The 24,246-nt window shown below is 67.1% G+C and carries 24 protein-coding genes; 9 read left to right on the top strand and 15 right to left on the bottom strand.

Annotation, left to right across the window (positions count from 1 at the left end):
• Positions 1-19: 19 nt before the first annotated feature.
• The gene (locus N0B51_RS02520; protein WP_259960604.1) at positions 20-355 is read left to right on the top strand and encodes a hypothetical protein; all 336 of its coding nucleotides are present in this window, start codon (positions 20-22) and stop codon (positions 353-355) included.
• Here N0B51_RS02520 and N0B51_RS02525 read toward each other — a convergent pair.
• A complete protein-coding gene (locus N0B51_RS02525; RefSeq protein ID WP_259960605.1) occupies positions 352-1,296 on the bottom strand; it encodes an L-threonylcarbamoyladenylate synthase in 945 nt (314 codons plus the stop codon). The two genes, N0B51_RS02520 and N0B51_RS02525, sit on opposite strands and share 4 nt — an antisense overlap.
• Positions 1,297-1,356: 60 nt before the next feature.
• Here N0B51_RS02525 and N0B51_RS02530 point away from each other — a divergent pair, with 60 nt between their 5' ends.
• Positions 1,357-3,087, top strand: a complete 1,731-nt coding sequence (locus N0B51_RS02530) for an acyl-CoA dehydrogenase family protein (RefSeq protein WP_259960606.1) — start codon at positions 1,357-1,359, stop codon at positions 3,085-3,087.
• Positions 3,084-3,902 (top strand): DUF815 domain-containing protein, encoded by an 819-nt coding sequence (locus tag N0B51_RS02535; protein WP_259960607.1) that lies wholly within the window; start codon positions 3,084-3,086, stop codon positions 3,900-3,902. Before N0B51_RS02530 ends, N0B51_RS02535 begins: the two co-directional genes overlap by 4 nt.
• A gap of 16 nt (positions 3,903-3,918) precedes the next feature.
• Here the strand turns inward: N0B51_RS02535 and N0B51_RS02540 are convergent, their stop codons facing one another.
• On the bottom strand, positions 3,919-5,379 hold the full coding sequence (locus tag N0B51_RS02540; protein ID WP_259960608.1) for a PQQ-dependent sugar dehydrogenase: 1,461 nt from the start codon (positions 5,377-5,379) through the stop codon (positions 3,919-3,921).
• Positions 5,380-5,442: 63 nt separating this feature from the next.
• Between N0B51_RS02540 and msrC the strand changes: the two genes are divergently transcribed.
• Together msrC and N0B51_RS02550 are read left to right on the top strand one after the other, a co-directional pair.
• Positions 5,443-5,925 carry a free L-methionine (R)-S-oxide reductase MsrC gene (msrC, locus tag N0B51_RS02545; RefSeq protein WP_259960609.1) on the top strand — a complete coding sequence of 161 codons (483 nt, stop codon included), beginning with the start codon at positions 5,443-5,445 and terminating at the stop codon, positions 5,923-5,925.
• Between the two features lie 144 nt (positions 5,926-6,069).
• Entirely contained in the window at positions 6,070-6,903 is an 834-nt protein-coding gene (locus tag N0B51_RS02550; RefSeq protein WP_259960610.1) for a YMGG-like glycine zipper-containing protein, read from the top strand.
• 49 nt (positions 6,904-6,952) lie between these two features.
• Here N0B51_RS02550 and N0B51_RS02555 read toward each other — a convergent pair whose 3' ends face one another.
• From N0B51_RS02555 to N0B51_RS02600, 10 genes are all read right to left on the bottom strand, one after another.
• Positions 6,953-9,415 carry a fimbria/pilus outer membrane usher protein gene (locus N0B51_RS02555; protein ID WP_259960611.1) on the bottom strand — a complete coding sequence of 821 codons (2,463 nt, stop codon included), beginning with the start codon at positions 9,413-9,415 and terminating at the stop codon, positions 6,953-6,955.
• Positions 9,387-10,172 (bottom strand): fimbrial biogenesis chaperone, encoded by a 786-nt coding sequence (locus N0B51_RS02560; protein WP_259960612.1) that lies wholly within the window; start codon positions 10,170-10,172, stop codon positions 9,387-9,389. The genes N0B51_RS02555 and N0B51_RS02560 overlap by 29 nt, the downstream gene beginning before the upstream one ends.
• 32 nt (positions 10,173-10,204) lie before the next feature.
• On the bottom strand, positions 10,205-10,687 hold the full coding sequence (locus N0B51_RS02565; RefSeq protein ID WP_259960613.1) for a Csu type fimbrial protein: 483 nt from the start codon (positions 10,685-10,687) through the stop codon (positions 10,205-10,207).
• Between the two features lie 203 nt (positions 10,688-10,890).
• Positions 10,891-11,370 carry a Csu type fimbrial protein gene (locus N0B51_RS02570; RefSeq protein ID WP_259960614.1) on the bottom strand — a complete coding sequence of 160 codons (480 nt, stop codon included), beginning with the start codon at positions 11,368-11,370 and terminating at the stop codon, positions 10,891-10,893.
• A 115-nt stretch (positions 11,371-11,485) separates the two neighbouring features.
• Complete coding sequence (locus N0B51_RS02575; RefSeq protein ID WP_259960615.1) at positions 11,486-12,448, bottom strand: ParB/RepB/Spo0J family partition protein; 963 nt, start codon at positions 12,446-12,448, stop codon at positions 11,486-11,488.
• A complete protein-coding gene (locus tag N0B51_RS02580; RefSeq protein WP_259960616.1) occupies positions 12,445-13,221 on the bottom strand; it encodes a ParA family protein in 777 nt (258 codons plus the stop codon). The genes N0B51_RS02575 and N0B51_RS02580 overlap by 4 nt, the downstream gene beginning before the upstream one ends.
• A gap of 8 nt (positions 13,222-13,229) precedes the next feature.
• A complete protein-coding gene (rsmG, locus tag N0B51_RS02585; protein WP_259960617.1) occupies positions 13,230-13,853 on the bottom strand; it encodes a 16S rRNA (guanine(527)-N(7))-methyltransferase RsmG in 624 nt (207 codons plus the stop codon).
• Positions 13,850-15,700: a tRNA uridine-5-carboxymethylaminomethyl(34) synthesis enzyme MnmG gene (mnmG, locus tag N0B51_RS02590; protein WP_259960618.1), complete on the bottom strand. Its 1,851-nt coding sequence runs from the start codon at positions 15,698-15,700 to the stop codon at positions 13,850-13,852. The genes rsmG and mnmG overlap by 4 nt, the downstream gene beginning before the upstream one ends.
• Positions 15,701-15,764: 64 nt before the next feature.
• Entirely contained in the window at positions 15,765-17,036 is a 1,272-nt protein-coding gene (mnmE, locus tag N0B51_RS02595) for a tRNA uridine-5-carboxymethylaminomethyl(34) synthesis GTPase MnmE (protein WP_259960619.1), read from the bottom strand.
• Positions 17,037-17,073: 37 nt separating this feature from the next.
• Positions 17,074-17,340: a DUF6489 family protein gene (locus N0B51_RS02600; protein ID WP_259960620.1), complete on the bottom strand. Its 267-nt coding sequence runs from the start codon at positions 17,338-17,340 to the stop codon at positions 17,074-17,076.
• Between the two features lie 96 nt (positions 17,341-17,436).
• Between N0B51_RS02600 and N0B51_RS02605 the strand changes: the two genes are divergently transcribed.
• From N0B51_RS02605 to N0B51_RS02620, 4 genes are read left to right on the top strand one after another with little or no spacing between them, the layout of a single operon-like run.
• Entirely contained in the window at positions 17,437-18,135 is a 699-nt protein-coding gene (locus N0B51_RS02605; protein WP_259960621.1) for a dienelactone hydrolase family protein, read from the top strand.
• Entirely contained in the window at positions 18,136-19,752 is a 1,617-nt protein-coding gene (locus tag N0B51_RS02610; RefSeq protein WP_259960622.1) for an FMN-binding glutamate synthase family protein, read from the top strand.
• Positions 19,752-20,156, top strand: coding sequence for a nuclear transport factor 2 family protein (locus N0B51_RS02615; RefSeq protein WP_259960623.1), 405 nt, complete (start codon positions 19,752-19,754; stop codon positions 20,154-20,156). Before N0B51_RS02610 ends, N0B51_RS02615 begins: the two co-directional genes overlap by 1 nt.
• A gap of 22 nt (positions 20,157-20,178) precedes the next feature.
• Complete coding sequence (locus N0B51_RS02620) at positions 20,179-21,033, top strand: DUF3800 domain-containing protein (protein ID WP_259960624.1); 855 nt, start codon at positions 20,179-20,181, stop codon at positions 21,031-21,033.
• Between the two features lie 163 nt (positions 21,034-21,196).
• Here the strand turns inward: N0B51_RS02620 and rho are convergent, their stop codons facing one another.
• The 3 genes from rho to hemE all read right to left on the bottom strand — a co-directional run bounded on the left by rho (position 21,197) and on the right by hemE (position 24,145).
• Positions 21,197-22,462, bottom strand: coding sequence for a transcription termination factor Rho (rho, locus tag N0B51_RS02625; protein WP_259960625.1), 1,266 nt, complete (start codon positions 22,460-22,462; stop codon positions 21,197-21,199).
• Between the two features lie 182 nt (positions 22,463-22,644).
• Positions 22,645-23,088 (bottom strand): CopD family protein, encoded by a 444-nt coding sequence (locus N0B51_RS02630; protein ID WP_259960805.1) that lies wholly within the window; start codon positions 23,086-23,088, stop codon positions 22,645-22,647.
• A 31-nt stretch (positions 23,089-23,119) separates the two neighbouring features.
• The gene (gene hemE, locus N0B51_RS02635) at positions 23,120-24,145 is read right to left on the bottom strand and encodes a uroporphyrinogen decarboxylase (protein WP_259960626.1); all 1,026 of its coding nucleotides are present in this window, start codon (positions 24,143-24,145) and stop codon (positions 23,120-23,122) included.
• Positions 24,146-24,246: the final 101 nt, after the last annotated feature.

Raw genomic sequence — 24,246 nt, forward strand, 5'->3', positions numbered from 1 at the left:
GCATCGAAAGGATTGCACGATGCGCGGCCCCACCCTTGCCCTTCTCTCGCTGGCGGCGTTCGGCCTGTCCGGCTGCCTCGCAAAGACCGCGCTCGACGTCGCGACGGCGCCGGTGAAGGTGGCCTCGAAGGCGGTCGATCTCGCCACCACCAGCCAGTCCGAGGCCGACGAGAAGCGCGGGCGCGAGATCCGCAAGCGCGAGGAGCGGCTTGGCCAGCTCGCCCGCCAGCGCGACAAGCTCGAGAAGCGGTGCATCGAGGGCGAACGCCGAGCCTGCAACGAGGCCGCGCAGGTCAATGCGGAACTCCAGGCTCTCCTGCCCCGGGTACCCGTCGAACCCGACGAACCGCGCTAGCTCGCAGCCCGGCGCAAGCGGTCATTGATCGCCCGGCCCAGCCCCGCGTCGGGCACCGGCGCCACGGCCACCCGCGGCAATGCGGACGCCGCGGCGCGGTGCAGCCCTTCGTAGAGGCGCGCGGCGGCCTCGGCGAGATCGCCCGATGGCGAGAGCGACCAGTCGCCCGCCACCGCCGCGAACCCGAGCAGGAACTCGTCGTCGCGCGCGTCCACCACCTCCAGGCGCACGGGCTTGCCGGGCGAATAGTGCTGGGCGAGCTGCCCCGGCGCCTCGATGCGTGCCTCGGAAACCGGGGTAGCGGGGCCAAGGATGGCGGCGAGGGCGGGCTGTCCGATCGGGCCTTCGCGCAGCAGCTGCCAGCCACCCCCATCGCGCAACGCCACGATCGTCGATTCCAGCCCCTTTTCCGCCGCTCCGCCGTCGAGCACGGCGTCGATCCGCCCGTCGAGCGTGGCCAGCACGTGGCGCGCGCTCGTCGGGCTGACCGCGCCGCTGCGGTTGGCCGATGGGGCGGCGAGTGGCAGGCCAGCCTGTTCGAGCACCGCGCGCATCACCGGATGCGCCGGACAGCGCAGCGCCATCGTCGGCAATCCTGCGGTCACGGCTGCAGCGATGGGCGCTCCTTCGGCCAGCGGCAGGACCATCGTGAGCGGCCCCGGCCAGAACCGGGCCGCGATCGCCCTCGCGCGGTCGTCGAAGCGGGCGAGGCGCTCCGCCGCCGCGACATCGGGTACATGGACGATCAGCGGATTGAAGTCGGGCCGTCCCTTCGCGCGATAGATCGCCGCCACGGTTGCCGTCCGGTCGGCGCGGCCGGCGAGGCCGTAGACGGTCTCGGTCGGGAGCGCGACGAGACCGCCCGAATCGAGCAGCTCTGCCGCCCGGGCAATTCCCGCGGCGTCTCCCGCCAGCCTTTCCGTAGCGTGCTTGTCGCCCATCCCCGCGCGCTATAAGCGATGTCTGCGCCCGGCAACCCCGTCATCCGGAGAGTCCCGACGATGTACCGTCCCGCCACCGCCGACCAGCTGCTCGCGCTCGAGGTATGCGCCGGGATCGGCGAACTCGCGCAATCGGAACGTTTCGCCGCGGCGGAACCCGACATGGTGGCCGCGATCGTCGAGGGGATCGGCGCATTCGCAACAGGCGAATGGGCGCCGCTCAACCGGGTCGGAGACGTCGAGGGAGCAAGGCTCGAGAACGGCGTCGTGCGGCTGCCCGACGGGTTTGCCGAGGCCTACGCGCACTATGTCGAGCAGGGCTGGAACGCGATCGCTGCGCCGGCCGACTTCGGCGGCCAGGGGCTGCCCTTCGCGCTCGGGTGCAACGTGCTCGAGAACCTCGGCACCGCGAACTTCGCGTTCAACCTCCTGCCGATGCTGACCACCGGGGCGATCGACGCGCTCGAGCACCACGGTTCCGAAGACCAGAAGGCGCTCTACCTGCCGAAGATGATCAGCGGCGAATGGTCGGGCACGATGAACCTGACCGAGCCGCAGGCGGGCAGCGACCTCGGCGCGCTGCGCACGGCCGCAACGCCCATCGAGGACGGAGAGCACGCGGGCAAGTACCGCATCGCGGGCACCAAGATCTACATCACCTGGGGCGAGCACGAGCTTGCGGACAACGTGATCCACCTCGTTCTCGCCCGCCTGCCCGACGCGCCCGAGGGCAGCCGGGGAATCTCGCTGTTCGTCGTCCCCAAGTACCGCGTGAAGCCCGACGGCAGCCTCGGCCCGCGCAACGACGTGAAGTGCGTCAGCCTCGAGCACAAGCTCGGCATCAACGCCTCGCCGACCTGCGTGATGAGCTACGGCGACAGCGGAGACTGCATCGGCGAGCTCGTCGGCGCGCCCAACCGCGGCCTCATGGCGATGTTCACGATGATGAACAACGCGCGGATCAACGTCGGCAACCAGGGCGTGCAGATCGGCGAGCGGGCGACCCAGGCCGCCCTCGCCTACGCGCTCGACCGGGTCCAGTCGGCGCGCGCCGGATCGCCCGACAAGTCGCCCGTGGCGATCGCCGAGCATCCCGACGTGCGGCGGATGCTGCTCCGGATGAAGGCGCTGACCGAGGGCGCGCGCGCGCTTCTTTACTATACCGCCGGGCAGGTCGACCGGGGCACCCTGGGCGATGCCGCCGCGGCGGCGCGGGCGGAGTGCCTGGTGCCCATGCTCAAAGCCTGGGGCACCGACGTGGGCGTCGAGATCGCCAGCCTCGGCGTGCAGGTCCATGGCGGAATGGGCTTCGTCGAGGAAACCGGCGCTGCGCAGCACTATCGCGACGCGCGGATCGCGCCGATCTACGAAGGGACCAACGGGATCCAGGCGGCCGACCTCGTCACCCGCAAGCTCGGCCTCGACGGCGGTGCGGCGCTCGACGCGCTGCTCGCGGACGTCGAACGCGATTCGGACGGCGCGCTGGCGGACCTCGCCCGCACCTGCCGCGAGATCGCGCGCTGGATGCGCGAGGAGGCTTCGCTCGACGACCGGCTTTCCGGCAGCGTTCCATTCACCGCGATGTGCGCGGTGGCGGTCGCGGGCTGGCAGCTGTCGCGCCAGGCACGCGCGGTCGCCGATGGCGCGGCGCCATCGCTGGCCGAAAGCAAGCCCGTAACCGCAAGGTTCTTCGCGACCCGCATCGTGCCCGAGGCGCTCGGCCTTGCCGCATCGGCCCGCGGCAGCGCGGACCTGCTCTACGCAGTTCCGGCGGCGGCACTGGCGGGATGAGCGACCCGCTCGAGCGGATCGCCGCAGCGCTTGAGGCCCTCGTCCCCGGCCAGGCGGAACCGATCGACTGGGCAAGTGCGCCGGCATATGTCTGGACCGGCCTGACGGCGCGACCGGTGGAGCGGATCGAGGCTCCGGCGCTCGACCAGCTCAAGGGCATCGAGCGGCAGAAGCAAGCGGTCGCGCAGAACGTCGCCCGCCTCGCCGCGGGGGCGGCAGCGCACGACATGCTGCTGTGGGGCGCACGGGGCATGGGCAAGAGCGCGCTGGTCCGGGCGGCCACCGTCGCCGCGCAGGCCGGCGACGCGTCGCGCCTCGCGCTCGTGCAGGTCGCGGCCGACGCGCTGCCGTCGCTCCCCGCATTGTTCGCGAGACTGCGGAGCGAGCCGCGCGCCTTCCTCGTCTACCTCGACGACCTGGGCTTTGCGGAAGGCGACACGGTGGGGCCCCGGCACCTGCGCTCGTGGCTCGAGGGCGGAGTCGAGGCGCGCCCGGCGAACGTCCGCCTCGCGGTCACCAGCAACCGCCGCGCGATCGTGCCGCGGCACCTCAGCGAACAGGACGACCCGGTCAATCCGCGCGACGCGCTCGACGACCTGCAGGCTCTCGCCGACCGGTTCGGGCTGTCGATCGGCTTCCACGCCGCGAGCCAGGACGATTATCTTGCGATCGTCGCGGCTTACGCGGATCCGCTGGGCCTTTCGTGGGAGCCCGGCGATGCCCTCGAATGGACCAAGCGCCGCGGTGCGCGTTCGGGCCGCACCGCGTGGCAATACGTGACCGAACTGGCCGGGCGCGCCGGTCGCGAGCTCTAGAGCGGTCGATCCCCGCCTAGGGCGTCGGCACGCGCGCGTAGTCCTCGTCGAACGTCGCCTCGCCGCCGCGCAGTTCGCGCCGGGGCGGCAGGCGCCGGCCGGTGACCCGCTCGATCGCCGGCGAGGGCGCGGCACCGGGCGCCGTGACCCGCCAGACGATCCCGGCCGTGTCGTCGGTGACCAGCAGCGCGCCGTCCTTTGCAAAGGCGACCCAGGTCGGCCGCCCGCGCGTGGTTTCGCCGTCTTCGGCGAGGAAACCTGTCAGGATCGGTCGCGGCTTGCCCACCGGATTGCCGCGCTTGTCGAACGGGACGTAGACCACGTCGTAACCCGACTTCGGCTTGCGGTTCCACGAACCGTGGCGCGCGACCACAGCGCCCGTGGCATAGGTGTCGCCCAGGGCCGAGCCGTTGCCGGTGAACGCGAGGCCGAGCGCGGCAACGTGCGGACCGAGCGCGTATTCGGGCAGGCGGATATAGTCGGGGTTGAACCCGTCCGGGGTCGGCTCGTCGACGCGGTCGTCGAAGTTGTTGCGCCACCAGACCCACGGCCAGCCGTACTGCGCGCCGATCGGCACGTTGGTCAGGTAATCGGGCACGAGGTCCGAACCGAGCATGTCGCGCTCGTTCACCGTGGTCCACAACTCGCCGCTCCAGGGGGAGAACGCGAGGCCGTTGGGGTTGCGAAGCCCGCTCGCGAACTGGCGCTGGCGGCCGGTCTCGAGGTTGTAGTCCCAGATCGCCGCGCGGCCCACTTCCTGGTCGAGCCCGCGCTCGCCGACGTTCGAGGCGGATCCCACCGCGATGTAGATGTGCTTGCCGTCGGGCGAGAGCACGATGTTGCGCATCCAGTGGTTGCCCGCCGGCGGCAGGTCCATCAGCTTCTTCGGAGCCCCGTCGAGGGTGGTTGCGCCTTCCTCGTAAGGGAAGGCGAGCAGGGCGTCGTGGTTGGCGACGTAGAGCGTACCGTCCCGGTAGGCCATGCCCGACGGCGAACTGAGCGCATCATTCTTGAGGATCGCCTGCGCGTCCGCGTTACCGTCGCCATCCGTGTCGCGCAGCAGCGCGATCGCGTTCGGCGACGGACCGCCCGCCCCGGCCTTCTTGAACAGCAGGTTCATGATCCAGCCCTCGATCCCGCCCGGTCCCTTTGACGGAGGCCGGTTGGTCAGCGCGAGCAGGACGTCGCCGTTCGGCATGACGTACATCGTCCGCGGGTGATCGAGGCCTTGCGCGAACCGGCTGACGGCCAGCCCCTCGGCCGCGACGGGCACGGCGTCGTCGGGCCAGCCCACCGCGTCGGCCACTCCCACCGTGGGAACGGTTTCGTAACGCGGCCGGAGAAGCTGCGGATCCGTGCCGGCGAGGTCTTCGACCGATTGGCGCGCGGTGTCGGGGGTTACGAGGTAGGCAACGACGCCGATGACCAGGAGGACAGCGACGAGGAAGCCGGCGAAAATCTTGCGGCCGGTGCTCATGGACAGGGAAATAGGCGCTGGCGCGACTTGCGGCAACGCCGGGCTGCGCTAGAGCCGCGTTCGATGTACGATTTTCGACCCGACGAAGCGATCGCCAAGCCCGAACTCTATCGCCAGCTGCTCGCAGCAGCCGACGCATTGACCGAAGGCGAGCCCGACGCGGTCGCCAACATGGCGAACGTGGCGGCCCTGCTCGCCGAATTCATCCCCGCGCTCAACTGGTCGGGGTTCTACCGCGTGGTGGACGGCGAACTGGTGCTGGGGCCGTTTGCCGGGCGTCCCGCGTGCATCCGCATCCCGTTCGGCAAGGGCGTGTGCGGCAGCGCCGCCGCAAGTGGCCGGACCCTGCGCGTCGACGACGTTCACGCCTTTCCCGGCCACATCGCCTGCGACGCGGCAAGCCGGAGCGAACTTGTCGTGCCGGTCGTGCGCGACGAAGCGGTTATCGCGGTGATCGATCTCGACAGCCCGCACCCCGCTCGCTTCGACGCCGACGACGCCGCCGGGATCGAGGCGCTCGCCGCGCTGCTCGCGCGACGCATCTAAGCGCCCCGTTTCGGGACAGGCGACAGGCCGGGACTTGGGGCCCGGCGTTAGGTAATGCTAAATTTTCCATTAACGCGTGAGCCGACTCGTGGGTCGGCAGATTTGCGCGAAGCAGGGGAAATACAGCGCATGCCCGCTCAACGAATGCTCGCCCTGACCGTCGCCGCCGGCGCGCTTGTGGCGGCCGCCCCCGTCGCCGCCGAACCGCACACCCCGGGCGACGTGGTGTTCGAGAGCGTCCCGGTGGTCCAGCCGGTCGGCGCGGCGGCCCCTGACGCATCGCCGACCGCCGATCCGGCGGAGCGCGTGACGATCTACGAAACCGAAATCGAAACGGCGCCCCCGGCGCCGGCGGTTCCGCCTGCTGCACCGACCTATTACGGCCAGGGCTTTCCCGCGCCGCACGCGGGGGGCCATTACCCACCCCCGCAGCCCGGCTTCGATCGCGAGGCGTGGCTGGCAGATTGCCGCGATCGCATTCGCGGGGTGGACCGCAAGGATCGCGCCCGGGTGATCGGCGGCCTCCTCGGCGCTGTGGCGGGAGGGGTCATCGGCAACCGGGCCTGGGGTTCGCAGCGCCTCGCCGGAACGCTGATCGGGGCCGGCGTGGGCGGCATTGCCGGGCTCGTGATCGGCGGCGCGATCGACGCGGCGAGCGACCGCAAGCGCGACGACGAATGCGCCTGGCACCTCGATCGCTACATGGCCGGGGCGCCCCATGCGCCGGGCCATGCGTGGGGCGCTTATCCGGGCTATGGCTATGGCTATGGCTATGGCTATGGCTATGGCTACCCCGCCGTCGCCTATGTCGCGGTGCTCATGCAGGTCCCGCAACGCGCGGTGGTTCGCGAATACGTCACCGAGGAATGGGTCGACGAGCCGGTCCGGGTCCGGTCCCGGTCGCTTCCGCGCAGCAAGACCATCCGTCAGCCCGCGCCGCGCGGCGACAAGCGAACCAAGCTGATCAAGTCGAAATAGGCCCCGGCGCGGATCTCGCCCCCCCCCTGCGGGGCGCGAGACCCGCGGGTTAGTTGCGCCGCGCGACTCGGCGCGGGCCGGCCCGCGCCGTTGCGCTCGCCACAGCGTCCGGTTCCTTCTCTTCCGCGGCGATGATCGCGGGCACGCAGACCAGCGGCGCCGCGGAGTCATCGGTCAGGTCCATGCCCGCCAGCTCGACCACGCAGCCGCTGCCCGGCGTGCCGATCAGAAGCCGGGAATCCTCGGCGCCGGCATTGATCTCGACCAGCCCGTCGAACCCCGTGAGCGTGGTTTCGCCCGAGGGCATGGCCCGCACGCGAAGCGCCGCGGGAAGCGGCCGGCCCGCGGCGTCGACCACCGGGCGCACCACCGGCACGAACCGAACCGCGTCGATCTCGACCAGTGCGACAGCGCGGCGCGGCACCCTGATCTTGTGATCGGTGCGCTTGACGAGCGCCTCGGCCGGGAGCCGGTCGGGGTCGACGTCGATCTTGACCGGGACCAGCGCGGGGACGTCTTCGACCAGAAGCGCACCGCGCGCGTTGGTGTGGCCGACGAGGCGGTTCTCGAGGGTTATCGGCACGCCTGCGACCGTGCCGGTGCGAACGAGGACGAAGCCCATTTCGCTGCGCGCCTTGGCATAGAGCGTGCCGCCGGCCAGCAGGATCGAGCCGCGGGCCGTTCCCCGCGCGGCGAAGCGTCCGTCGACCTCTTCCACCTCGCCCTCGGCGCGCATCATCGGCAAAAGCATCGCCGCCCCGGCGTTCACCGCGTGCCCGCGATCGGTGACCTGCGCACCGACGTGAAAGCCGAACGGATCGGTCCGGGTCTCGCTCTGCGAGAAAGTCGCGCCGGCGGCTCCATAGTTGCCCGACTTGCGCGCATACAGCGCCGCGCGGGTCCGCGGTCCCAGGTTGAGCGACAGCCCCGCCGACACGCTCGCCACCCCGCGCCCGTTCACACGCCGATACTCGGTCGAGCCGTAGAAGCGCAGCCGCGAACTGATCGGCAGCTGCAGGCTGGCGGCCGCGGTATCGGTCCGCTCCTTGAGGCGGGCGTAACGGGGTTCGGCGCGACTTTCGCTTCGAACCAGCGAAAGTTGCGCCTGGATGTTCGCTCCGATCCGATAGAAGGCGTTGGCGAAGATGCGTCTTGGCGGCGCCGGATCGCCCAGCCGCGTGGCGACATCGCGATAAGTCGCGCCGGGCAAAGTTGCGCCAATCGCCCCGCCGAACGCCTGTCCGATCGATTCGAGGCCGAGATTGAGCAGGTGTCCGCTCCCCGCCCGCGTGTCGTGGCTGAAACGTCCCTCCACGGTGGCCTTTGCGATGTGGCCGAGCGTGAAATCGGCCCTTGCGCCGAGATTAGCGGTGCCCTCGGTCCATTCCGCGCTCGTCTCGAGCGTCAGGGACGGCGAAAGCCCCCGCCTGAAATAGGCGGAGGCTGCGAAGGGCCCGTAGTCGGTGCTTGTTTCCCCAAATCGTCGTCGGACGAACCCGGCGTTGACTGCATAGGCACTCCGGCCTGGCGCGAGCAGGTCGCGCGAAACGTAGAACCGCGCTGTCTCGATTCGCTCACGGCCGAGCGAATCGCGCAGGACCGCGGTAATCTCGCCCCGCCCCGGTTGCGCCGGGATGTTGCGGACGGTGAAATCGCCCGGCTCGAGCTTGGTGGTCAGATAGCGGCGGCTCGCGCCGACGAGGTCGATCGTAGTCGGCACCGCCACCGAGCCGGAAAACGCCGGCAGCGGGACGGTGACGAGATCGGGACGAAGGTCGAAATCGGTGCCGACCTTGATCCCGCCCATGCGCACGGGTCGCTGGGACTGGCTGCCGGCGCTGACGAAGTCTCCCGCGGTGGCGACGAGGCCCTTCTTTTCCCACAGGTAACGCACCGAGCTGTCGAGGCGGACGAACGCGGGATTCCCGGGCGCAGGGCTGGTCACCGCCCGGGCGGTCGATCCGGCGGACAGATTGCCGCGGATGAGCGCCGCTTCGAACAGGCCGCCGGCCTGCACTCCGGACGCGTTCGCGCTTGCGGTCACGTCGTAATCGATGCGGAAGGCGGTCAGCGGTCGGCTCTCGCTTGGCCCCCGGACCCGCGAAGTCAGGTCGCGAAAGTTCACCCCGTCGTTGTTGCGGAACAGCGTGACCTTGAGCTGCTGGCGCAGCGGATCGTAGGTCCACTGGTAGAGGCGTAGCGTTTCGAGCCGCACGGGCCCCTCGGCACCATCCTCGACCGGCAACCCGACTGTGCGGGCGTCGGCGGCCTCGATCGTCATGGCACTGCCCTTGCCGTCGAGATGCACCATGCGGCGCGCCTTGGCGCCGTCGATCACGATCTCGGCCAGGACGGGGCCGGTCTCGGTGTCTGCAACCGCCTTGTACGTCAGCGAATGCGGAATGGCGAAGGGATCGGCCTGGGCGACCGAAGGAACCGGAAACAGCGCGGCGCCGGACGCCGCGATGAGGGTCAGGAGTGCGCTAGCCGCACGTGGTCTGGGGCTGCGCATCGACCGTCTGGCCCTCGACCTGCGCGATGATCGTCACCGCGCCGAGCGAGCAGCCCTTTCCGATCGGCCAGGCGATGGTCGAATTGCCGTGGACGTAGCGCAGGACATTGCGTCCCACGGTCACGTCTTTCCCGTTTGCCGTTTTCACCGCGAGGCTCACGATACGCGCCGTCGCGCCGCCGGAATTGACGACCTCAAGCTTGTCGTCGGCCAGCCGCCACGCAAGCGCGGGGGTGCCCGCCGTGTCGCGATCGACGAACACGGGAAGGGTGAAACGGATGCGCGTCTCGGCTCTGCCGCCTTCTGCGCTCTTGGGATCCGGCAACTGGTCGACAACCAGCCTGAACCGCTTTTCACCCGCACTCGATCCGGACTTGCGCAGGATGCGCACAATCTGGGTCTCGCCGGGCGGAATCATCGAAATGGACGGAGATACGGTCAGCTCGCCACTGGGCGCGTAGACGTCGTTGCCGGCGTCCTGCGACCAGCCGAAAAGCCTGGTCTGAACAGCCAGTTCGCGAGCCGAAGAGTTGGTCAGGTACACGGTGGCCCCGGTCGCATCGCTGTCGAGGTCGACCCGCAAGGGGGCGATCGACAGGGTCGCGCCGGCTTCGATCTCGGGATTGGCGACAGCCCCCGGATTGTCGGCGGCCACCTGGGCGACGACGGGAGATGCACCGATGACAGAGAGGCCGAGCAGCGACCCGCCGGCGGCGATGGCGGCAAATGCGCGCGATAGCTGCTGGTTGCGGATCATTGCTCGGTGGTCCCCCTAAGTCCGTGCCCGAATCAGTAGTCGAGCGTGATCGTCAGCACGTCGGCATAATTGCCGGCAGCCACTTCGGTGGTCTGCACGAGCTTGCCGACCATGCTGTAATTCTGGGCCGTGCCACTGCCCGTTCCGCCGACACCGGCGACGGGCCAGGCGGTCGTATCGGCCTGCAGCAGGTCGTAATCCACGGTGACGGTGCCCGCGGTGGCTTGCAGGCGGCGCTGGCCGCTGGTCAGATCGGCGTGCTGACCGTTGTCGACCCTGAGCGTGTATGGCGTGTTGGGCGTGCACTGAACCGAGGTGGTCGCCGTGGTGGTGGTGCCCGCGGTCACCGTGTTCACCGAACCGAAGTTCATCGCCGGCGGCGTGGTCAGCGTGCACGAGGTCTGGACGTTCAGAAGCACGTCCATGGTCTGGGTGATGGTGCCGTTCGGGCCAGCCATCGCCGGCGTCGCGACTGTCGCAGCCAGCGCGGCGGCGCAGATAGCAAACTTACGCATGATAAAGATCCCCTAACAGTCTGGCTAAGTGCCAAGCCGCCCTATGCAGGCCAAAATCTTGCGATTTTGCTAAACGTTACTCGGAAATTTGCCGTCCATTACGGGGAATTGCCTAGGCACTTATGGTTAACGCGAGGTAAAGTCCGGGCTGACTTTTTTGGACCTTTCTCGCGCTTGGGGCGGGTGCGTTCCCGCGCGAAGCGTCAGAAGTCGAGCTGGACGATGACGGTATCGCGATAGGGCGCCGGGCGCAGGTTCTTGATCTGCGTCACGCCATAGACGGTGTAGGTCTTGCCAGGCAGGCCAAGTACCCCGGCCGCCGCGGTTGCCCCCATGCCCCAGGGCAGCAGATGAAGCGCATCGTGATAGAGCTGGTAGTCGGCATACCAGACCTGGCCATTCGCGCTGCCGCCATACATCCGGCGGGTGCTGCCATCCCAGTAGAGCCCGTTATCGATTCCGATCGAATATACGGTCCCCGGCGTGCAAGTAAGCGTGATCGTGGTTGTCGATGTTGCAGCCTTGGCCTTCGGGTCGGGAATGCCGAAATCGAGCGGCTGGGTGACGAGGCGACAGGCCTGCTCGACCGTCAGCACGACCGGCATCGTCTGGGTGGTGCGTTTCTGCGCCTGCGCAGGCGTAGCGGTCGACGCGATCGCGATCGCGCCGATCGCAGCGCCCATGCGCTGCATCCGAGAAAGGCTGGTTCGGTCCCCCACGATCGTGGGCCAATAAGGCAAAACCCTTACCGGGCCTTTAAGCGTCCTCGCACACCTTAACCGCCGAAATCGGTCTGAGTCAGATATCTCCGCCAGTAAGTCTTTGACAAATAAGGTCAAGTTGATCGAGCGTGCGGTACCGGATCGTGACGGCTCCAGACCGCGGATCCTCGTCGGTCTTGATCCGCACGGTAAGACCGAGGAACTCTTCCAGGTGGCGCTGCACCGCGGCGATATCGGCATCCTTCGCGGGGTCGCGAGGCACCCGCGCCTGCCTGCGGGCGGATTCTTTCCCGTTGGTGCGGCGCACGAGCGATTCGACCTCGCGCACCGAGAGATTGTCGCGCGCGGCGCGGGCGGCCAGCGATTCCGCTTCGGGATGGCCGATCAGCGCACGGGCGTGTCCCATCGAGAGCTGCGCTTCCTCGACCAGGTCGAGCACCGCCTCGGGTAGCTGCAACAGGCGCTGGAGGTTGGCGACGTGGCTGCGCGACTTGTCGACGAGCGAGGCGATCTCGGCCTGGCTCATCCCTTCCGAATCGGCAAGACGCTGGTAGGCGCGTCCCTCTTCGACCGGGTTGAGATCCTCGCGCTGGAGGTTCTCGATCAAGGCGAGGGCCATGACCTCGCGCTCGTCGAGATCGCGCACGAGCGCGGGTATCTCGTGCAGGCGCGCCTTTTGCGCGGCACGCCAGCGGCGCTCTCCCGCGACGAGCTGGTAACGCCCCCCGGCAAGCGGCCGGACGATCACCGGCTGGATGACCCCGCGCTGCGATATCGATGCCGCGAGTTCCTCCAGTGCAGCCTCGTCGAATCGGCGGCGTGGCTGGCCCGGCAAGGGCTCGATCGCCGAAACCGGCAGGGACGCCAGGCCTCCTGCCCGGGAAGCATCTGATTTACCGGCGCTTTCTCCCTTGACGAGTGGTTCCTCGCGACGGGTTTCACCCATCAGCGCACCCAGTCCCTTGCCAAGCCGCTTGCGCGAATCGTCCCTGGGCCGCTCGGGGATGGAAAAACGGATAGGATCGGTCGGTTCGCTCATGCGGCCTTCCTTTCGGCGGGCAGGCGCCCGATCAGCTCGCGTGCCAACGCCATGTAAGCGCGGCTGCCGGTGCAGTTGTGATCGTAGACAAGCGCCGGAAGGCCATGGCTGGGTGCCTCCGACAGGCGCACGTTCCGCGGGATCACCGCTTCGAACACCAGAGGGCCAAGACACGCGCGGACGTCGTCTGCGACCTGGTCGGTCAAACGGTTGCGGCGGTCAAACATCGTCAGGACGACCCCGATGATGCCGAGATCGGGATTGAAGCGTTGCTGCACCCGCTCCACGGTGAGGAGAAGCTGGGACAATCCCTCGAGCGCGAAGAACTCGCACTGGAGCGGAACGAGCAGCGTGTCCGCCGCGCCGAGCGCGTTGAGCGTGAGAAGACCGAGAGACGGCGGGCAATCGATGAAGGCGATCTCGTGCCCGCGATGGTCGGCCAATGCAGCCGTCAGCCGGGCGGTCCGGTCCTCGACGTTGACCAGCTCCACCTCGGCACCTGACAGATCAACGGTCGCAGGGACGATGTCGAGCCCGGGGATCGACGTGGCACCGACGCAATCACCAAGTGCAGCCCCTTCGACCAACAGGTCATAGCTCGATCGGTGGCGATCCTCGCTCGAAATTCCCATCCCGGTCGATGCATTGCCCTGAGGATCAAGATCGATCAGCAAGGTTTTCCAACCGGTTGCGGCCATCGCCGTAGCGATGTTGATCGCCGTGGTCGTCTTGCCGACCCCGCCCTTCTGGTTGGCTACAGCGATTGTGATCATTGTCCGGCTTACTCCGTCAACCGCCCCGTCACGATACCGGCCTCCGGATCGCTGACCGATTGTTCCACGTGGAACATACTGCGCAGCCGCTTGGGCAGTTCGTTCACTTCCTGCGCCGCCGAGCGCCCCTTGGGCAACAACCAGACTGTGTCGGCTGTGGAAAAACGCCGGCCGATTGCGATCGCCTTCGGAAGCGGCGCGAAGGCGCGCGCACTCAGGACGGCCGCTTCTTCCGCCGGCAGGACCTCTGCGCGGCCATGGCTCACCTCGCACTTATCAAGCCCCAGGGCATCGATGCAAGACGAGAGCCATGCGCTCCGCAAACGCCGCGATTCCACGAGCTTAACGTGAAGATCGGGTCGCATCATGGCGATCACGAGGCCTGGAAATCCCGCTCCCGATCCCAGGTCCACCCACGTTCCACGTGGAACCTGCGGCGCGAACTCGAGCAGCTGAGCACTATCGGCTATGTGGCGCTGCCACACGTGGTCCAGGGTCGCCGCCGCAACCAGGTTCTGCCGCTCGTTTTCCTCGACCAGCAGGTCGATGAACCGTCCGATTCGCGCCATGGCCCGCTCGTCGCAACGCGCCGCGACGTAATCCATCGAATCCCGCTCACCCACGAGGATCATGCCACTTCCTGCTGGCGCCGCCTTGCGTGCACGAGGACGGCTGCCAGTGCCGCCGGAGTGATCCCGGGTACCCGACCGGCCGCCGCCATGGTTGCCGGGCGAGCGGCCTCGAGGCGATCCACCATTTCGTTGGACAGTCCGGGAACCGTGCGAAACGGAAACGCGGGGTCGAGCGCCAAGCTCTCCGAGGCACGCAGTTCGCGCAGTTCGGCCTCTTGGCGCGCAACATAGGGGGCATAGGCGGCATCTTCGGCCAATTCGATCCCCACCTCGTCGGTGGCGAACCCGGCCGGTAGCCAAGGCCCGAGGCTGCCCGGTTCCAGCCCCTGCGCCAGCCAGTCCGACAGGGGTTGGCGCGGCGTGTCCCGGCGCGCCGGGACGCCCGCCTCGAAAAGAACCTTTCCGGATACTCCAGTCTCCAAGGCGGCGTTCCACGTGGAACGCCGTTCCTCGCGCTTCCTGTACCACTCAAGACGATCAGGTCCGATACATCCGGATTCGATGGCCAGCGGGGTAAGCCGCGTGGTAGCATTGTTGGCGCGCAGACGAAGGCGGTATTCGGCGCGCGCGGTCAGCATCCGGTACGGTTCGGACACGCCGTGCAGCGTCAGGTCGTCCACCATCACGCCCAGATACGAATTCGCCCGATCGAGCGCGAGCGGTATCCGATCGAGAGCCTGCGCGGCTGCGGCAGAACCGGCGACGAGTCCCTGGGCTGCTGCCTCTTCATACCCGGTCGTGCCGTTGATCTGGCCGGCGCAATAGAGCCCGGGCATGACCCGGACCTGGAGATCGCGGCCGAGCGCGCGCGGGTCGATGTGGTCGTATTCCACAGCGTAACCGGGGACGGCGATATCGGCTTGCTCAAGCCCGGGCATCGAGCGGACCATCGCCAGTTGCACATCAGCGGGGAGCGAGGTGCTGATCCCGTTGGGATAGACCAGGTGGGTGTCGAGGCCCTCCGGCTCGAGGAAGACCTGATGGCCATCGCGATCGCCGAAGCGGTGAATCTTGTCCTCGATCGAGGGGCAATACCGCGGCCCCTGTGCGCCGATCGCACCACTGAACAAGGGCGACCGGTGGAGCGCGCCCCGAATGAGATCGTGGGTCCGCGCATTCGTCCGCGTGATCGCGCAGGCAAGCTGGGCGTTGCCCCGGTGCGGGCTCAAGGGCGACATGATCCAATGGTCGCTGTCCGAGGGTTGCTCCTCGAGCATGGCCCAATCGATCGTCCGTCCGTCGAGCCGGGGCGGCGTGCCGGTCTTGAGCCGCGCCATCGGCAACTCCGCCGCGCGCAACTGCTCGGCGAGGCGATGGGCCGCGCCTTCCTCGATCCGGCCGCCCTCGAACCGTTCCTCTCCCCGGAACAGTCGCCCGCCCAGGAACGTGCCGGTGCACAGGACGACAGACTTGGCGGCGATCGCTGTCCCATCGGCCAGCACGATCCCTGCGACCCGACCTCCGTCCATGCGCAGCGCCGCTGCCTCGCCCTCCACCACTTCGAGCTTGCCCTGTCGCCTGAGCTGACTCTGGATCGATTTGCGAAACAAGGTCCGGTCTGCCTGCACTCGCGGGCCCCAGACCGCACTGCCCTTGGACCTGTTGAGCATTCGGTAATGGATTGCCGCGGCATCGGCCGCTCGCGCGATCAGGCCGTCGCAGGCATCCACCTCGCGTACGAGATGGCCCTTCCCCAGCCCGCCGATCGCCGGGTTGCAGCTCATCGCCCCGATCGCAGCGCGATCGAATGTCACCAGCGCGACGTGCGCGCCCATCCGCGCGGCAGCGGCCGCTGCCTCGACTCCGGCGTGTCCGCCGCCCACCACGATGATATCGAACCGGTGCATACTGACCCTGCCCGTAGGCGAGCGCGGTTTACGCGTCAAAGCGTGCGCTGTTCCACGTGAAACATCACTTTCCGATGCAGAACCGACCGAAAAGGCCGTCGAGCATGTTCTCGGTCGAAGCTCGCCCGGTCAGGCGGTCGAACGCCAACCGGGCTAGCCGCAACTGTTCGGCGAGGATAAGCGGCCTCGTCTCACCCATGGCATGGCGCAATTCGTCTGCCGCCACAACCAATGCAGCTCGCTGACGCTGGTTGAGTGCCACCTCACCGGGGACCAGAAGCAAGCTGCCTGCGCGATCGACCAGCACGCGCCAGAGTCCGGCTATGCCGGCACCCGTCATCGCCGAGACAGTGGCAACGGCGCCCGACTTGGAAGGCCCGGGAAGGTCGGACTTTGCTGCCACCTCGACCGCGCCCGCCGGCCCCTCCCCTTCGGCGCCGAGCCACAGCACGATGTCCGCCCGCGCCAGTTCCGCCCCCGCCCGCTCGATTCCGATGATCTCCACCGCATCCGTGCCGCCCGAGCGAAGCCCGGCGGTGTCGACGAGGACGAATGGCACGCCTTCGACCGCGACGGGCCGCTCTATCACGTCGCGTGTGGTGCCGGCGATGTCCGTGACAATGGCTGCCTCCGTATCCAGTAGAGCATTGAATAAACTCGATTTTCCGGCATTTGGAGGGCCAGCGAGAACGACCCTGACACCGTCGCGGAGGCGTTCTGCCGATGGACGTGCCAGCCAGGCGTCGATGTCCGTGCCCAGTTCCCCCACCCGGCGCGAAAAATCCGCGGGCAGCCCGCCCACGTCATCTTCGTCACCGAAGTCGAGGACTGCCTCGACCGCCGCCGACAGTTCGAGCACGCGCTCGCGCCATACCTCGACCTGACGCGAAAGCGCACCGCCGGCCATCGCCACCGCCGCGCGCCGCTGGCTCTCGGTCTCGGCCGCAAGCAGGTCGGCGAGGCCCTCGGCTTCCGCAAGGTCGATCCGCCCGTTGGCGAACGCGCGGCGGGTGAACTCCCCCGCCTGCGCCCGGCGCAGCCCCGGCATGCGGGCAAGTTCGGTCTCGACCGCGGCGACGACCGCCCGCCCCCCATGCAGGTGCAGCTCGGCGATGTCCTCTCCGGTCGCGGTCCGGGGGCCCGGCAGCCACAGCACCAGCGCCCGGTCGAGCGCGCCGCCCTCGGCACCGCGCAAGGTGGCGGCGGTCGCCCGGCGAGGTTGCGGAACGTTTCCCGCGAGCCGTTCGAGCGCGCCGCGCGCGTGGCTGCCGCTGATGCGCACGACCGCGATCCCGGCGGGCGGTGCGCCGCTCGACAATGCGAAGATCGTGTCCATGCCGAAGTGCGGGCGGGCGCGAGGCCAGTCCCGCGCGCTAGCCTTCCTTGCTGCCCTTGCCCGCCTCGCCGGAGCGGCTCGCCGCCGCAGCGCCTTCGACGAAGTTCTGGAACAGCTTGAGCCCCACCTGACCCATCGGCGCAACCTGGGACGCGTATTCCTGCAGCTTTTCGATGTTGCCAACGCCCTTCATCGCCTTGGTCACCGCGTCGACGTAGACGTCGTTGACCTTGCCGACGTCGGGCAGACCCATGAAGGTTCGGGCCTCCTCGGGGGTGCAGTCGATCTCGATATGGACCTTCATGGCGGGCTCCTGCGTTGTGGCAGCGACACCTGTCACAGGGGTTTGGCAAAGTCCATCGCGCGAGGCTAGGCTGGCCGCTTAAGAGGGAGAACCGACTTGTCCGACATCCACCGCATTCCCACGCTCGACGAATATGGCACGTTTCCCGCCTACGTTGCCCGGCCGGACGGCGCGGCGAAGGCGGCGATCATCGTCATTCCCGAGATCTTCGGCGTCAACGCCGGCATCCGCGCCAAGTGCGATGCGTGGGCGCGCAAGGGCTACCACGCCGCCGCGCCCGACATCTTCTGGCGCTTTGCCGAAGGCGAGGAGCTCGACCCCGACGTGCCCGAACAGTTCGACCGGGCGATCGCCAACATGGGCAAGTTCGACGCCGACGCCTGCATTCGCGACATCGAGGCGCTGATCCACTGGCTCGAGCGCACGCAGGGCTGCGGCAAGGTCGGACTGGTGGGGTACTGCCTGGGAGGCCGGATGGCCTATCTCGCCGCGACCCGGACCGATATCGATGCGGCCGTCGGCTATTACGGAGTGATGATCGACCAAATGCTCGGCGAAGCGCACGCGATCGCCAATCCGCTGATGCTCCACATCCCCACTGCCGATCACTTCGTCGGGCCGGAGGCGCAGGCCAGGATGCACGCCGGGCTCGACGACCATCCCAAGGTCACCCTCCACGACTACGTGGGACTCGACCACGGCTTCGCAACCGAAAGCGGCAACCGCCGCGACGAGGCTGGCGCCCGACTCGCCGACAGCCGTACCGAAGCGTTCTTCGCCGAGCATCTCGCCTAGATGATCAACCGCGCCCAGTGGCGCTGGTCGGCGAACGTGGGCACGCGGTTCGCGCTGCCGATCGTTCTGGCGATCCTGTCGATCGCTTTCGTGCTGCTCGGCGACAGGTGGCCGTGGCTGCTGCTGGTCACGCTTCCGCTGCTGGGGATCGCGGCGTGGGATTTCTTCCAGGACGACCACACGCTGCGGCGCAACTACCCGCTGCTGGCCCGCGTGCGCTGGATCATGGAGGACCTGCGCCCCTACGCCCGCGCGTACGTGGTCGAGGGCGACCTCGAAGGCCGGCCGTTCAATCACGACGAGCGGGCGCTGGTCTATGCGCGGGCCAAGGGAGAGCTCGATTCGCATCCGTTCGGAACCGAGCTCGACGTCTATTCCGAAGAATACGAGTGGCTTGCCCATTCCATCGTGCCCAACGCCCAGGCACCGCTCGAATGGCGGGTCCCGGTTGGCAGTTCGCAATGCGCGCGGCCCTACGAAGCGGCGCTGCTCAACATCTCTGCGATGAGCTTCGGCTCGCTGTCGGCGAACGCGATCATGGCGCTCAACAAGGGTGCTGCGGCCGGCGGCTTCTACCACGACACCGGCGAAGGCGGCCTCTCGCGCTACCACCGCTCGGGCGGCGGCGACCTCGTGTGGGAGATCGGCAGCGGATACTTCGGATGCCGCGATGCCAACGGCAACTTCGATCCGGCGCGCTTTGCCGAGACCGCCCAGATCGATCAGGTGAAGATGATCGAAATCAAGCTGAGCCAGGGCGCGAAGCCAGGGCACGGCGGAGTGCTCCCCGGTTCAAAGGTCAGCGCGGAAATCGCCGCTACCCGCGGCATCCTTCAGGGCCACGACTGCGTGTCACCCCCCGCGCACGCGACCTTCTCCACCCCCACCGGGCTGCTCGATTGGGCGGCGAAGCTGCGCGACCTGTCCGGCGGGAAACCCGTGGGCGCGAAGCTGTGCGTGGGCCAGCCGCACGAAGTCTTCGCGCTGATGAAGGCGATGCGCGAAACCGGCATTCGGCTCGACTACATCGTCGTCGACGGAGCGGAAGGCGGGACCGGGGCCGCACCGGTGGAACTGTCGAACCGGGTGGGAATGCCGCTGCGCGAAGGATTGATCCTGGTCCGCAACGCGCTCGTCGGGTCGAGGCTGAAGGACGAGGTCAAGCTTGCCGCGGCCGGCAAGATTCATTCGGGCGCGGGTATGGCGATCAACTTCGGACTCGGCGCAGACTGGTGCAACGCCGCGCGCGCGTTCATGTTCGCGCTGGGCTGCGTGCAGTCGATGCGCTGTCACGAGGACACCTGCCCGACCGGGATCGCGACACAGGATGCCACCCGCCAGCGCGGGCTGGTGGTCGCCGACAAGGCAGAGCGGGTCGCACGCTTCCAGCGCCAGACTTTGCATGGCTTGCGCGAAATGGTCGTCGCGATGGGTCTGGACAACCCCTGGCAGATCGAGCCGTTTCACATCAGCGAAAGGCTCGACGGCGCGCGCGCCGCGCCGATCGACGAGATCTACGGCTTTCTCGGGGAAGGTGCGCTGCTCGACGATCCCGACGCGACGCAGTATGCCCGCTACTGGGCGGCCGCACGGGCCGACAGTTTCGGGAGAGGTTGATGAGCGCCGAAAAAGGCCTGCAGAACTGGCACCGGGTCCTCGAAGGCGGCAATCAGCCCGAAGATCTGGCGGCCATCATCCGCGAGGACGCGGTATTCCATTCGCCGGTTGTCCACACGCCGCAACGCGGCCGGGCGCTGGTCGTCGCCTACCTCGCAGCGGCAGGCGTGGTGCTCAACACCGACAAGTTCCATTACATGCGCGAATTCAGCGGGGGCGACAACGCGCTGCTCGAATTCGTCACCGAGCTCGACGGCATCCACATCAACGGCGTCGACATTATCACGTTCGACGACGACGGCATGATCGCCGACTTCAAGGTCATGGTCCGCCCGCTGAAGGCGATCAACAAGGTCTGGGAAATGATGGGAGCGCAGCTCGAGCGCTCAGTATCGACAAGTTAGGGGCGACTGCTAGAAACGGCGCATGCCGCGCCAACTCATAGTTTATTGTGATGAGTCTTCGAAGAAGGGACCGCACTTCTCCAATTTCTACGGAGCTTCGATCATCAAGTCAGAAGATCTAGCTGTAATAGAGAATGCATTGAACGAGCGCGTTCAGCAACTTGGCCTAACATGTGAGGTGAAATGGAACAACATTTCACCAAGTACGCATGAGCGGTTCATCGCAATCATAGATACCTACTTTGATTTCGTGCGCGACGGATTCATCAAATTCAGGTGCCTTTTTACGCAAAATATATGGGTTCCGCTCGGCCTTACGCATGACCAGCACCGAAACGCCTATTTTTTGCTATACTACCAGTTCATCAAAAATGGATTGGGCCTGTCGTCATACGACCGCCAGTTCGGCGACAGAGACCTACGCTTGATCTTTGATCAATTTCCGCGAAATGCGGAGCACATCGCAACTTTCAAGGATTTTTTGGCGAGACTGAATCGTCGAACGCTCGCCTCCAACGGACTTAATTTGCAGCCAGAGAACATCGGCGAGGCCAAATCACACTCTCACATTATCCTGCAATGCACAGATGTTGTGCTAGGATCGATGCACTTTCGATTAAATGACCTCCATTTGGCCAAGCCCCTTGGGCAACGTCGGCGGGGCAAGAAAACTCGGGCAAAAGAGAAGGTCTACCAGCACATTTCACGACGCATCCGAGACATTTATCCCCATTTCAACATCGGTATCAGCACTGGACATCAAGGCAATCGAGCAAACAGGTGGCTCCATCCTTACCGGCACTGGTTATTCATTCCGCGATTGCGGGCCTACGATAAGGCTATGGGAAAGAAGAAAAAAACTCTGCACGAGCTATGAATCTCTCGATTCGTGCAACAGGATAACCTGAAGCTTCGCTTCGTGCAGAGCCAGCTTTGAATCTATACACTCTTGACTCCACGTCAAGAATCTGAATCGAATTTATTGCGACTCGAACAAACTGGAAACACCTCCCTGCCGCCTGGCGTCGGCATTCGCGCTCCTACTGATTCATCGTGGCGAAGAAGTCCTCGTTGGTCTTGGAATCCTTCATCTTGTCGAGAAGGAATTCCATCGCGTCGATCGTGCCCATCTGCATGAGGATGCGGCGCAGGACCCACATCTTCGACAGCTTGTCCTTCTCGACCAGCAGCTCCTCCTTGCGGGTGCCGCTCTTGCCGACGTCGAGCGCGGGGAAGATGCGCTTGTCGGCGACCTTGCGGTCCAGGACGATTTCCGAGTTACCGGTGCCCTTGAACTCTTCGAAGATGACTTCGTCCATCCGGCTGCCGGTATCGATCAGCGCGGTGGCGATGATCGAGAGCGATCCGCCCTCCTCGATGTTGCGCGCGGCGCCGAAGAACCGCTTCGGCCGCTGGAGCGCGTTCGCGTCGACACCGCCGGTCAGGACCTTGCCCGAGCTCGGGACGACGGTGTTGTAGGCGCGGCCGAGGCGAGTGATCGAATCGAGCAGGATCACCACGTCCTTCTTGTGTTCGACGAGGCGCTTGGCTTTCTCGATCACCATCTCGGCGACCTGGACGTGGCGCGTCGCGGGTTCGTCGAAGGTCGAGGAGATGACCTCGCCCTTCACGCTGCGCTGCATGTCGGTGACTTCCTCGGGCCGCTCGTCGACGAGCAGGACGATCAGGAACACCTCGGGGTGGTTGTCGGTGATCGCCTTGGCGATGTTCTGCAACAGCACGGTCTTGCCGGTGCGCGGCGGGGCGACGATCAGCGCGCGCTGGCCCTTGCCCTGGGGGCTGATGATGTCGATCACCCGGGCCGACTTGTCCTTCACCGTCGGGTCGAGCGTGTCGAGCGACAGCTTCTCTTCCGGGTAGAGCGGGGTCAGGTTGTCGAAATTGGTCCGGTGGCGCACCGCGTCGGGGTCGTCGAAATTGACCGAGGTAAGGCTGGTCAGCGCGAAATAGCGTTCGCCTTCCTTCGGCGCGCGGATCTCGCCTTCCACCGTGTCGCCGGTGCGCAGGCCCCACTTGCGGACCTGGTTGGGCGAAACGTAAATGTCGTCGGGGCCGGCGAGGTAGTTCGCCTCGGGGCTGCGCAGAAAGCCGAAGCCGTCCTGCAGCACCTCGATCGTGCCGACGCCCATGATCTGGTCGTCGTATTCCTCGTCCTCGGCAAGCTCGCGCAGGATGCAGAACATCAGGTCCTGCCGGCGCATGGTGCTGGCGCCTTCGACGCCGAGTTCCTCGGCCATCTCGACCAGTTCGGCCGGCGCTTTCTTCTTGAGGTCTCTCAGGTGCATTGTCTTGGTAATCCGTAATATGGAGTGCGGCCGGCCGTCGTAAGGGCTTGGGGAAAGCGCGACCCGGTCCCGCCGCTCGGCGAGACCGGCAGGAGCCGGTTGGTCCGCGGGAAATAGGCGCGTAGCCGCGCGCGGTCAATTCGCCCGGCGTTCGGCTCGTCGCAGGATCGCCGGCTCCAGCCTCAGAACGGCCGGACGATCACCAGCACCACGATCAGCGCGACGACGAGGCCGGGCACCTCGTTGAGCAGCCGCAGCTGCTTGCCGGTCAGCGTCCGTTCGCCGCGGGCAAGCTTCTTCGAATAGGCCGACAGCCATCCGTGATAGCCCGACAGCAGCAGGACCAGCAGCAGCTTGGCGTGCAGCCACGGCTCGCCCCACAGGTGCTGCGAGGTCGCCAGGAGGATCCCCAGCAGCCAGACCGCGATGATCGAGGGCAGGAGGATGATCTTGAGCAGCTTGCGCTCGCGCTCGGTCCACAACGCCTCCTCGGGAGAACCGGGAGCCGCTTCCTGGTGATAGACGAGATAGCGCGGCAGCATGAACAGGCCCGCCATCCAGAAGATCACGAAGATCACGTGGCCGGCCTTGAGCCAGAGATAGATCATCGCGAGGACGCTTTCCATGTGGGCCATGTAGGTTCCCTCGGCGGCATCGTCACCCCCTCCATCCACGCACCGTGTCACGCAGCAGCTCGACGTGCTCGATCGGAGTGTGCTGGCCGATCCCGTGGCCAAGATTGAAGACGTGCGGGCGATCGGCGAATGCTGCAAGGATTGCTTCGGTCCGGCGCACCAGCCGGTCGCCGCCCGCCAGCAGCAGTAGGGGGTCGAGGTTGCCCTGCACCGGCATTCCGGCGGGCAGCGCGCGCGCCGCCCATACGGGTTCGACGGTCTCGTCGATCCCGATGGCATCGACCCCCGTCTCGCGGGCATAGGCCGCCAGCTTGGCACCCGCGCCCTTGGGAAAGCCGATCACCGGTGCGTGCGGGCAGCGCGCCTTGACCGCGGCGGCGATCGCGGCGTTGGGGGCGATCACCCAGCGTTCGAACTCGTCGGGAGCGAGGCTGCCCGCCCAGCTGTCGAACAGCTGCACGGCCTCCGCCCCCGCCTCGATCTGGCCGACGAGGTAATCGACCGTGACATCGGCGATGGCATCGATGATGGCCTGGAAGGCGGCCGGGTCGCGGTAAGCCAGTTCGCGAGCGGCATGCTGGTCCTTGGACCCCTCGCCGTTCACCATGTAGGTCGCCACCGTCCACGGACTCCCGGCAAAGCCCAGGAGGGTCGTCTGCGGCCCGAGCCCGGCCTTCACGGCGGCCACGGTCGCATAGATCGGCTCGAGGCGCTCAGGGACCCCCTCAAGGGCCACCAGCGCATGATCGGCGAGCCGGGGGGAGAGGTGGGGACCTTCGCCGGCAAGGAACTGCAGCTCCTGCCCCATCGCATAGGGCACGATCAGGATGTCGGAAAACAGGATCGCCCCGTCGAACCCGAACCGGCGGATCGGCTGGAGCGTCACCTCGGCCGCGGCGTCGGTATCGTACACCAGCTCGAGGAACCCGCCCTTCTCCGCCCTCAGCGCGCGATATTCGGGCAGGTAGCGCCCGGCCTGGCGCATGAGCCACATCGGAACTGCCTCGCCCCGATTTCCGCACAGAGTGTCGAGAAGCAAGCCGGGCATCGGGTCTGATTCCAATTCAAGTAAGATTCTTAGATAAGATGAAGGAGTCTGTTGGCCCTGTGGATTTCGGGGACAGCGGCGCCCTGCCCGATTTTTCCCGC

Source organism: Tsuneonella litorea (assembly GCF_025154015.1).
Classification (GTDB): Bacteria; Pseudomonadota; Alphaproteobacteria; order Sphingomonadales; family Sphingomonadaceae; genus Tsuneonella; species Tsuneonella litorea.

Excerpts from the sequence above, each read along its gene's own strand:
- rsmG (WP_259960617.1), bottom strand. The coding sequence starts at position 13,853 with ATGATCCTCGTGGGTGAGCGGGATTCGATGGATTACGTCGCGGCGCGT.
- N0B51_RS02535 (WP_259960607.1), top strand. The coding sequence starts at position 3,084 with ATGAGCGACCCGCTCGAGCGGATCGCCGCAGCGCTTGAGGCCCTCGTC.
- rho (WP_259960625.1), bottom strand. The coding sequence starts at position 22,462 with ATGCACCTGAGAGACCTCAAGAAGAAAGCGCCGGCCGAACTGGTCGAG.
- hemE (WP_259960626.1), bottom strand. The coding sequence starts at position 24,145 with ATGCCCGGCTTGCTTCTCGACACTCTGTGCGGAAATCGGGGCGAGGCA.
- N0B51_RS02575 (WP_259960615.1), bottom strand. The coding sequence starts at position 12,448 with ATGAGCGAACCGACCGATCCTATCCGTTTTTCCATCCCCGAGCGGCCC.
- mnmG (WP_259960618.1), bottom strand. The coding sequence starts at position 15,700 with ATGCACCGGTTCGATATCATCGTGGTGGGCGGCGGACACGCCGGAGTC.
- N0B51_RS02615 (WP_259960623.1), top strand. The coding sequence starts at position 19,752 with ATGAGCGCCGAAAAAGGCCTGCAGAACTGGCACCGGGTCCTCGAAGGC.
- N0B51_RS02580 (WP_259960616.1), bottom strand. The coding sequence starts at position 13,221 with ATGATCACAATCGCTGTAGCCAACCAGAAGGGCGGGGTCGGCAAGACG.
- msrC (WP_259960609.1), top strand. The coding sequence starts at position 5,443 with ATGTACGATTTTCGACCCGACGAAGCGATCGCCAAGCCCGAACTCTAT.
- N0B51_RS02525 (WP_259960605.1), bottom strand. The coding sequence starts at position 1,296 with ATGGGCGACAAGCACGCTACGGAAAGGCTGGCGGGAGACGCCGCGGGA.
- mnmE (WP_259960619.1), bottom strand. The coding sequence starts at position 17,036 with ATGGACACGATCTTCGCATTGTCGAGCGGCGCACCGCCCGCCGGGATC.
- N0B51_RS02610 (WP_259960622.1), top strand. The coding sequence starts at position 18,136 with ATGATCAACCGCGCCCAGTGGCGCTGGTCGGCGAACGTGGGCACGCGG.
- N0B51_RS02565 (WP_259960613.1), bottom strand. The coding sequence starts at position 10,687 with ATGCGTAAGTTTGCTATCTGCGCCGCCGCGCTGGCTGCGACAGTCGCG.
- N0B51_RS02630 (WP_259960805.1), bottom strand. The coding sequence starts at position 23,088 with ATGGAAAGCGTCCTCGCGATGATCTATCTCTGGCTCAAGGCCGGCCAC.
- N0B51_RS02530 (WP_259960606.1), top strand. The coding sequence starts at position 1,357 with ATGTACCGTCCCGCCACCGCCGACCAGCTGCTCGCGCTCGAGGTATGC.
- N0B51_RS02570 (WP_259960614.1), bottom strand. The coding sequence starts at position 11,370 with ATGGGCGCTGCGATCGGCGCGATCGCGATCGCGTCGACCGCTACGCCT.
- N0B51_RS02620 (WP_259960624.1), top strand. The coding sequence starts at position 20,179 with ATGCCGCGCCAACTCATAGTTTATTGTGATGAGTCTTCGAAGAAGGGA.
- N0B51_RS02550 (WP_259960610.1), top strand. The coding sequence starts at position 6,070 with ATGCTCGCCCTGACCGTCGCCGCCGGCGCGCTTGTGGCGGCCGCCCCC.
- N0B51_RS02555 (WP_259960611.1), bottom strand. The coding sequence starts at position 9,415 with ATGCGCAGCCCCAGACCACGTGCGGCTAGCGCACTCCTGACCCTCATC.
- N0B51_RS02540 (WP_259960608.1), bottom strand. The coding sequence starts at position 5,379 with ATGAGCACCGGCCGCAAGATTTTCGCCGGCTTCCTCGTCGCTGTCCTC.
- N0B51_RS02600 (WP_259960620.1), bottom strand. The coding sequence starts at position 17,340 with ATGAAGGTCCATATCGAGATCGACTGCACCCCCGAGGAGGCCCGAACC.
- N0B51_RS02520 (WP_259960604.1), top strand. The coding sequence starts at position 20 with ATGCGCGGCCCCACCCTTGCCCTTCTCTCGCTGGCGGCGTTCGGCCTG.
- N0B51_RS02560 (WP_259960612.1), bottom strand. The coding sequence starts at position 10,172 with ATGATCCGCAACCAGCAGCTATCGCGCGCATTTGCCGCCATCGCCGCC.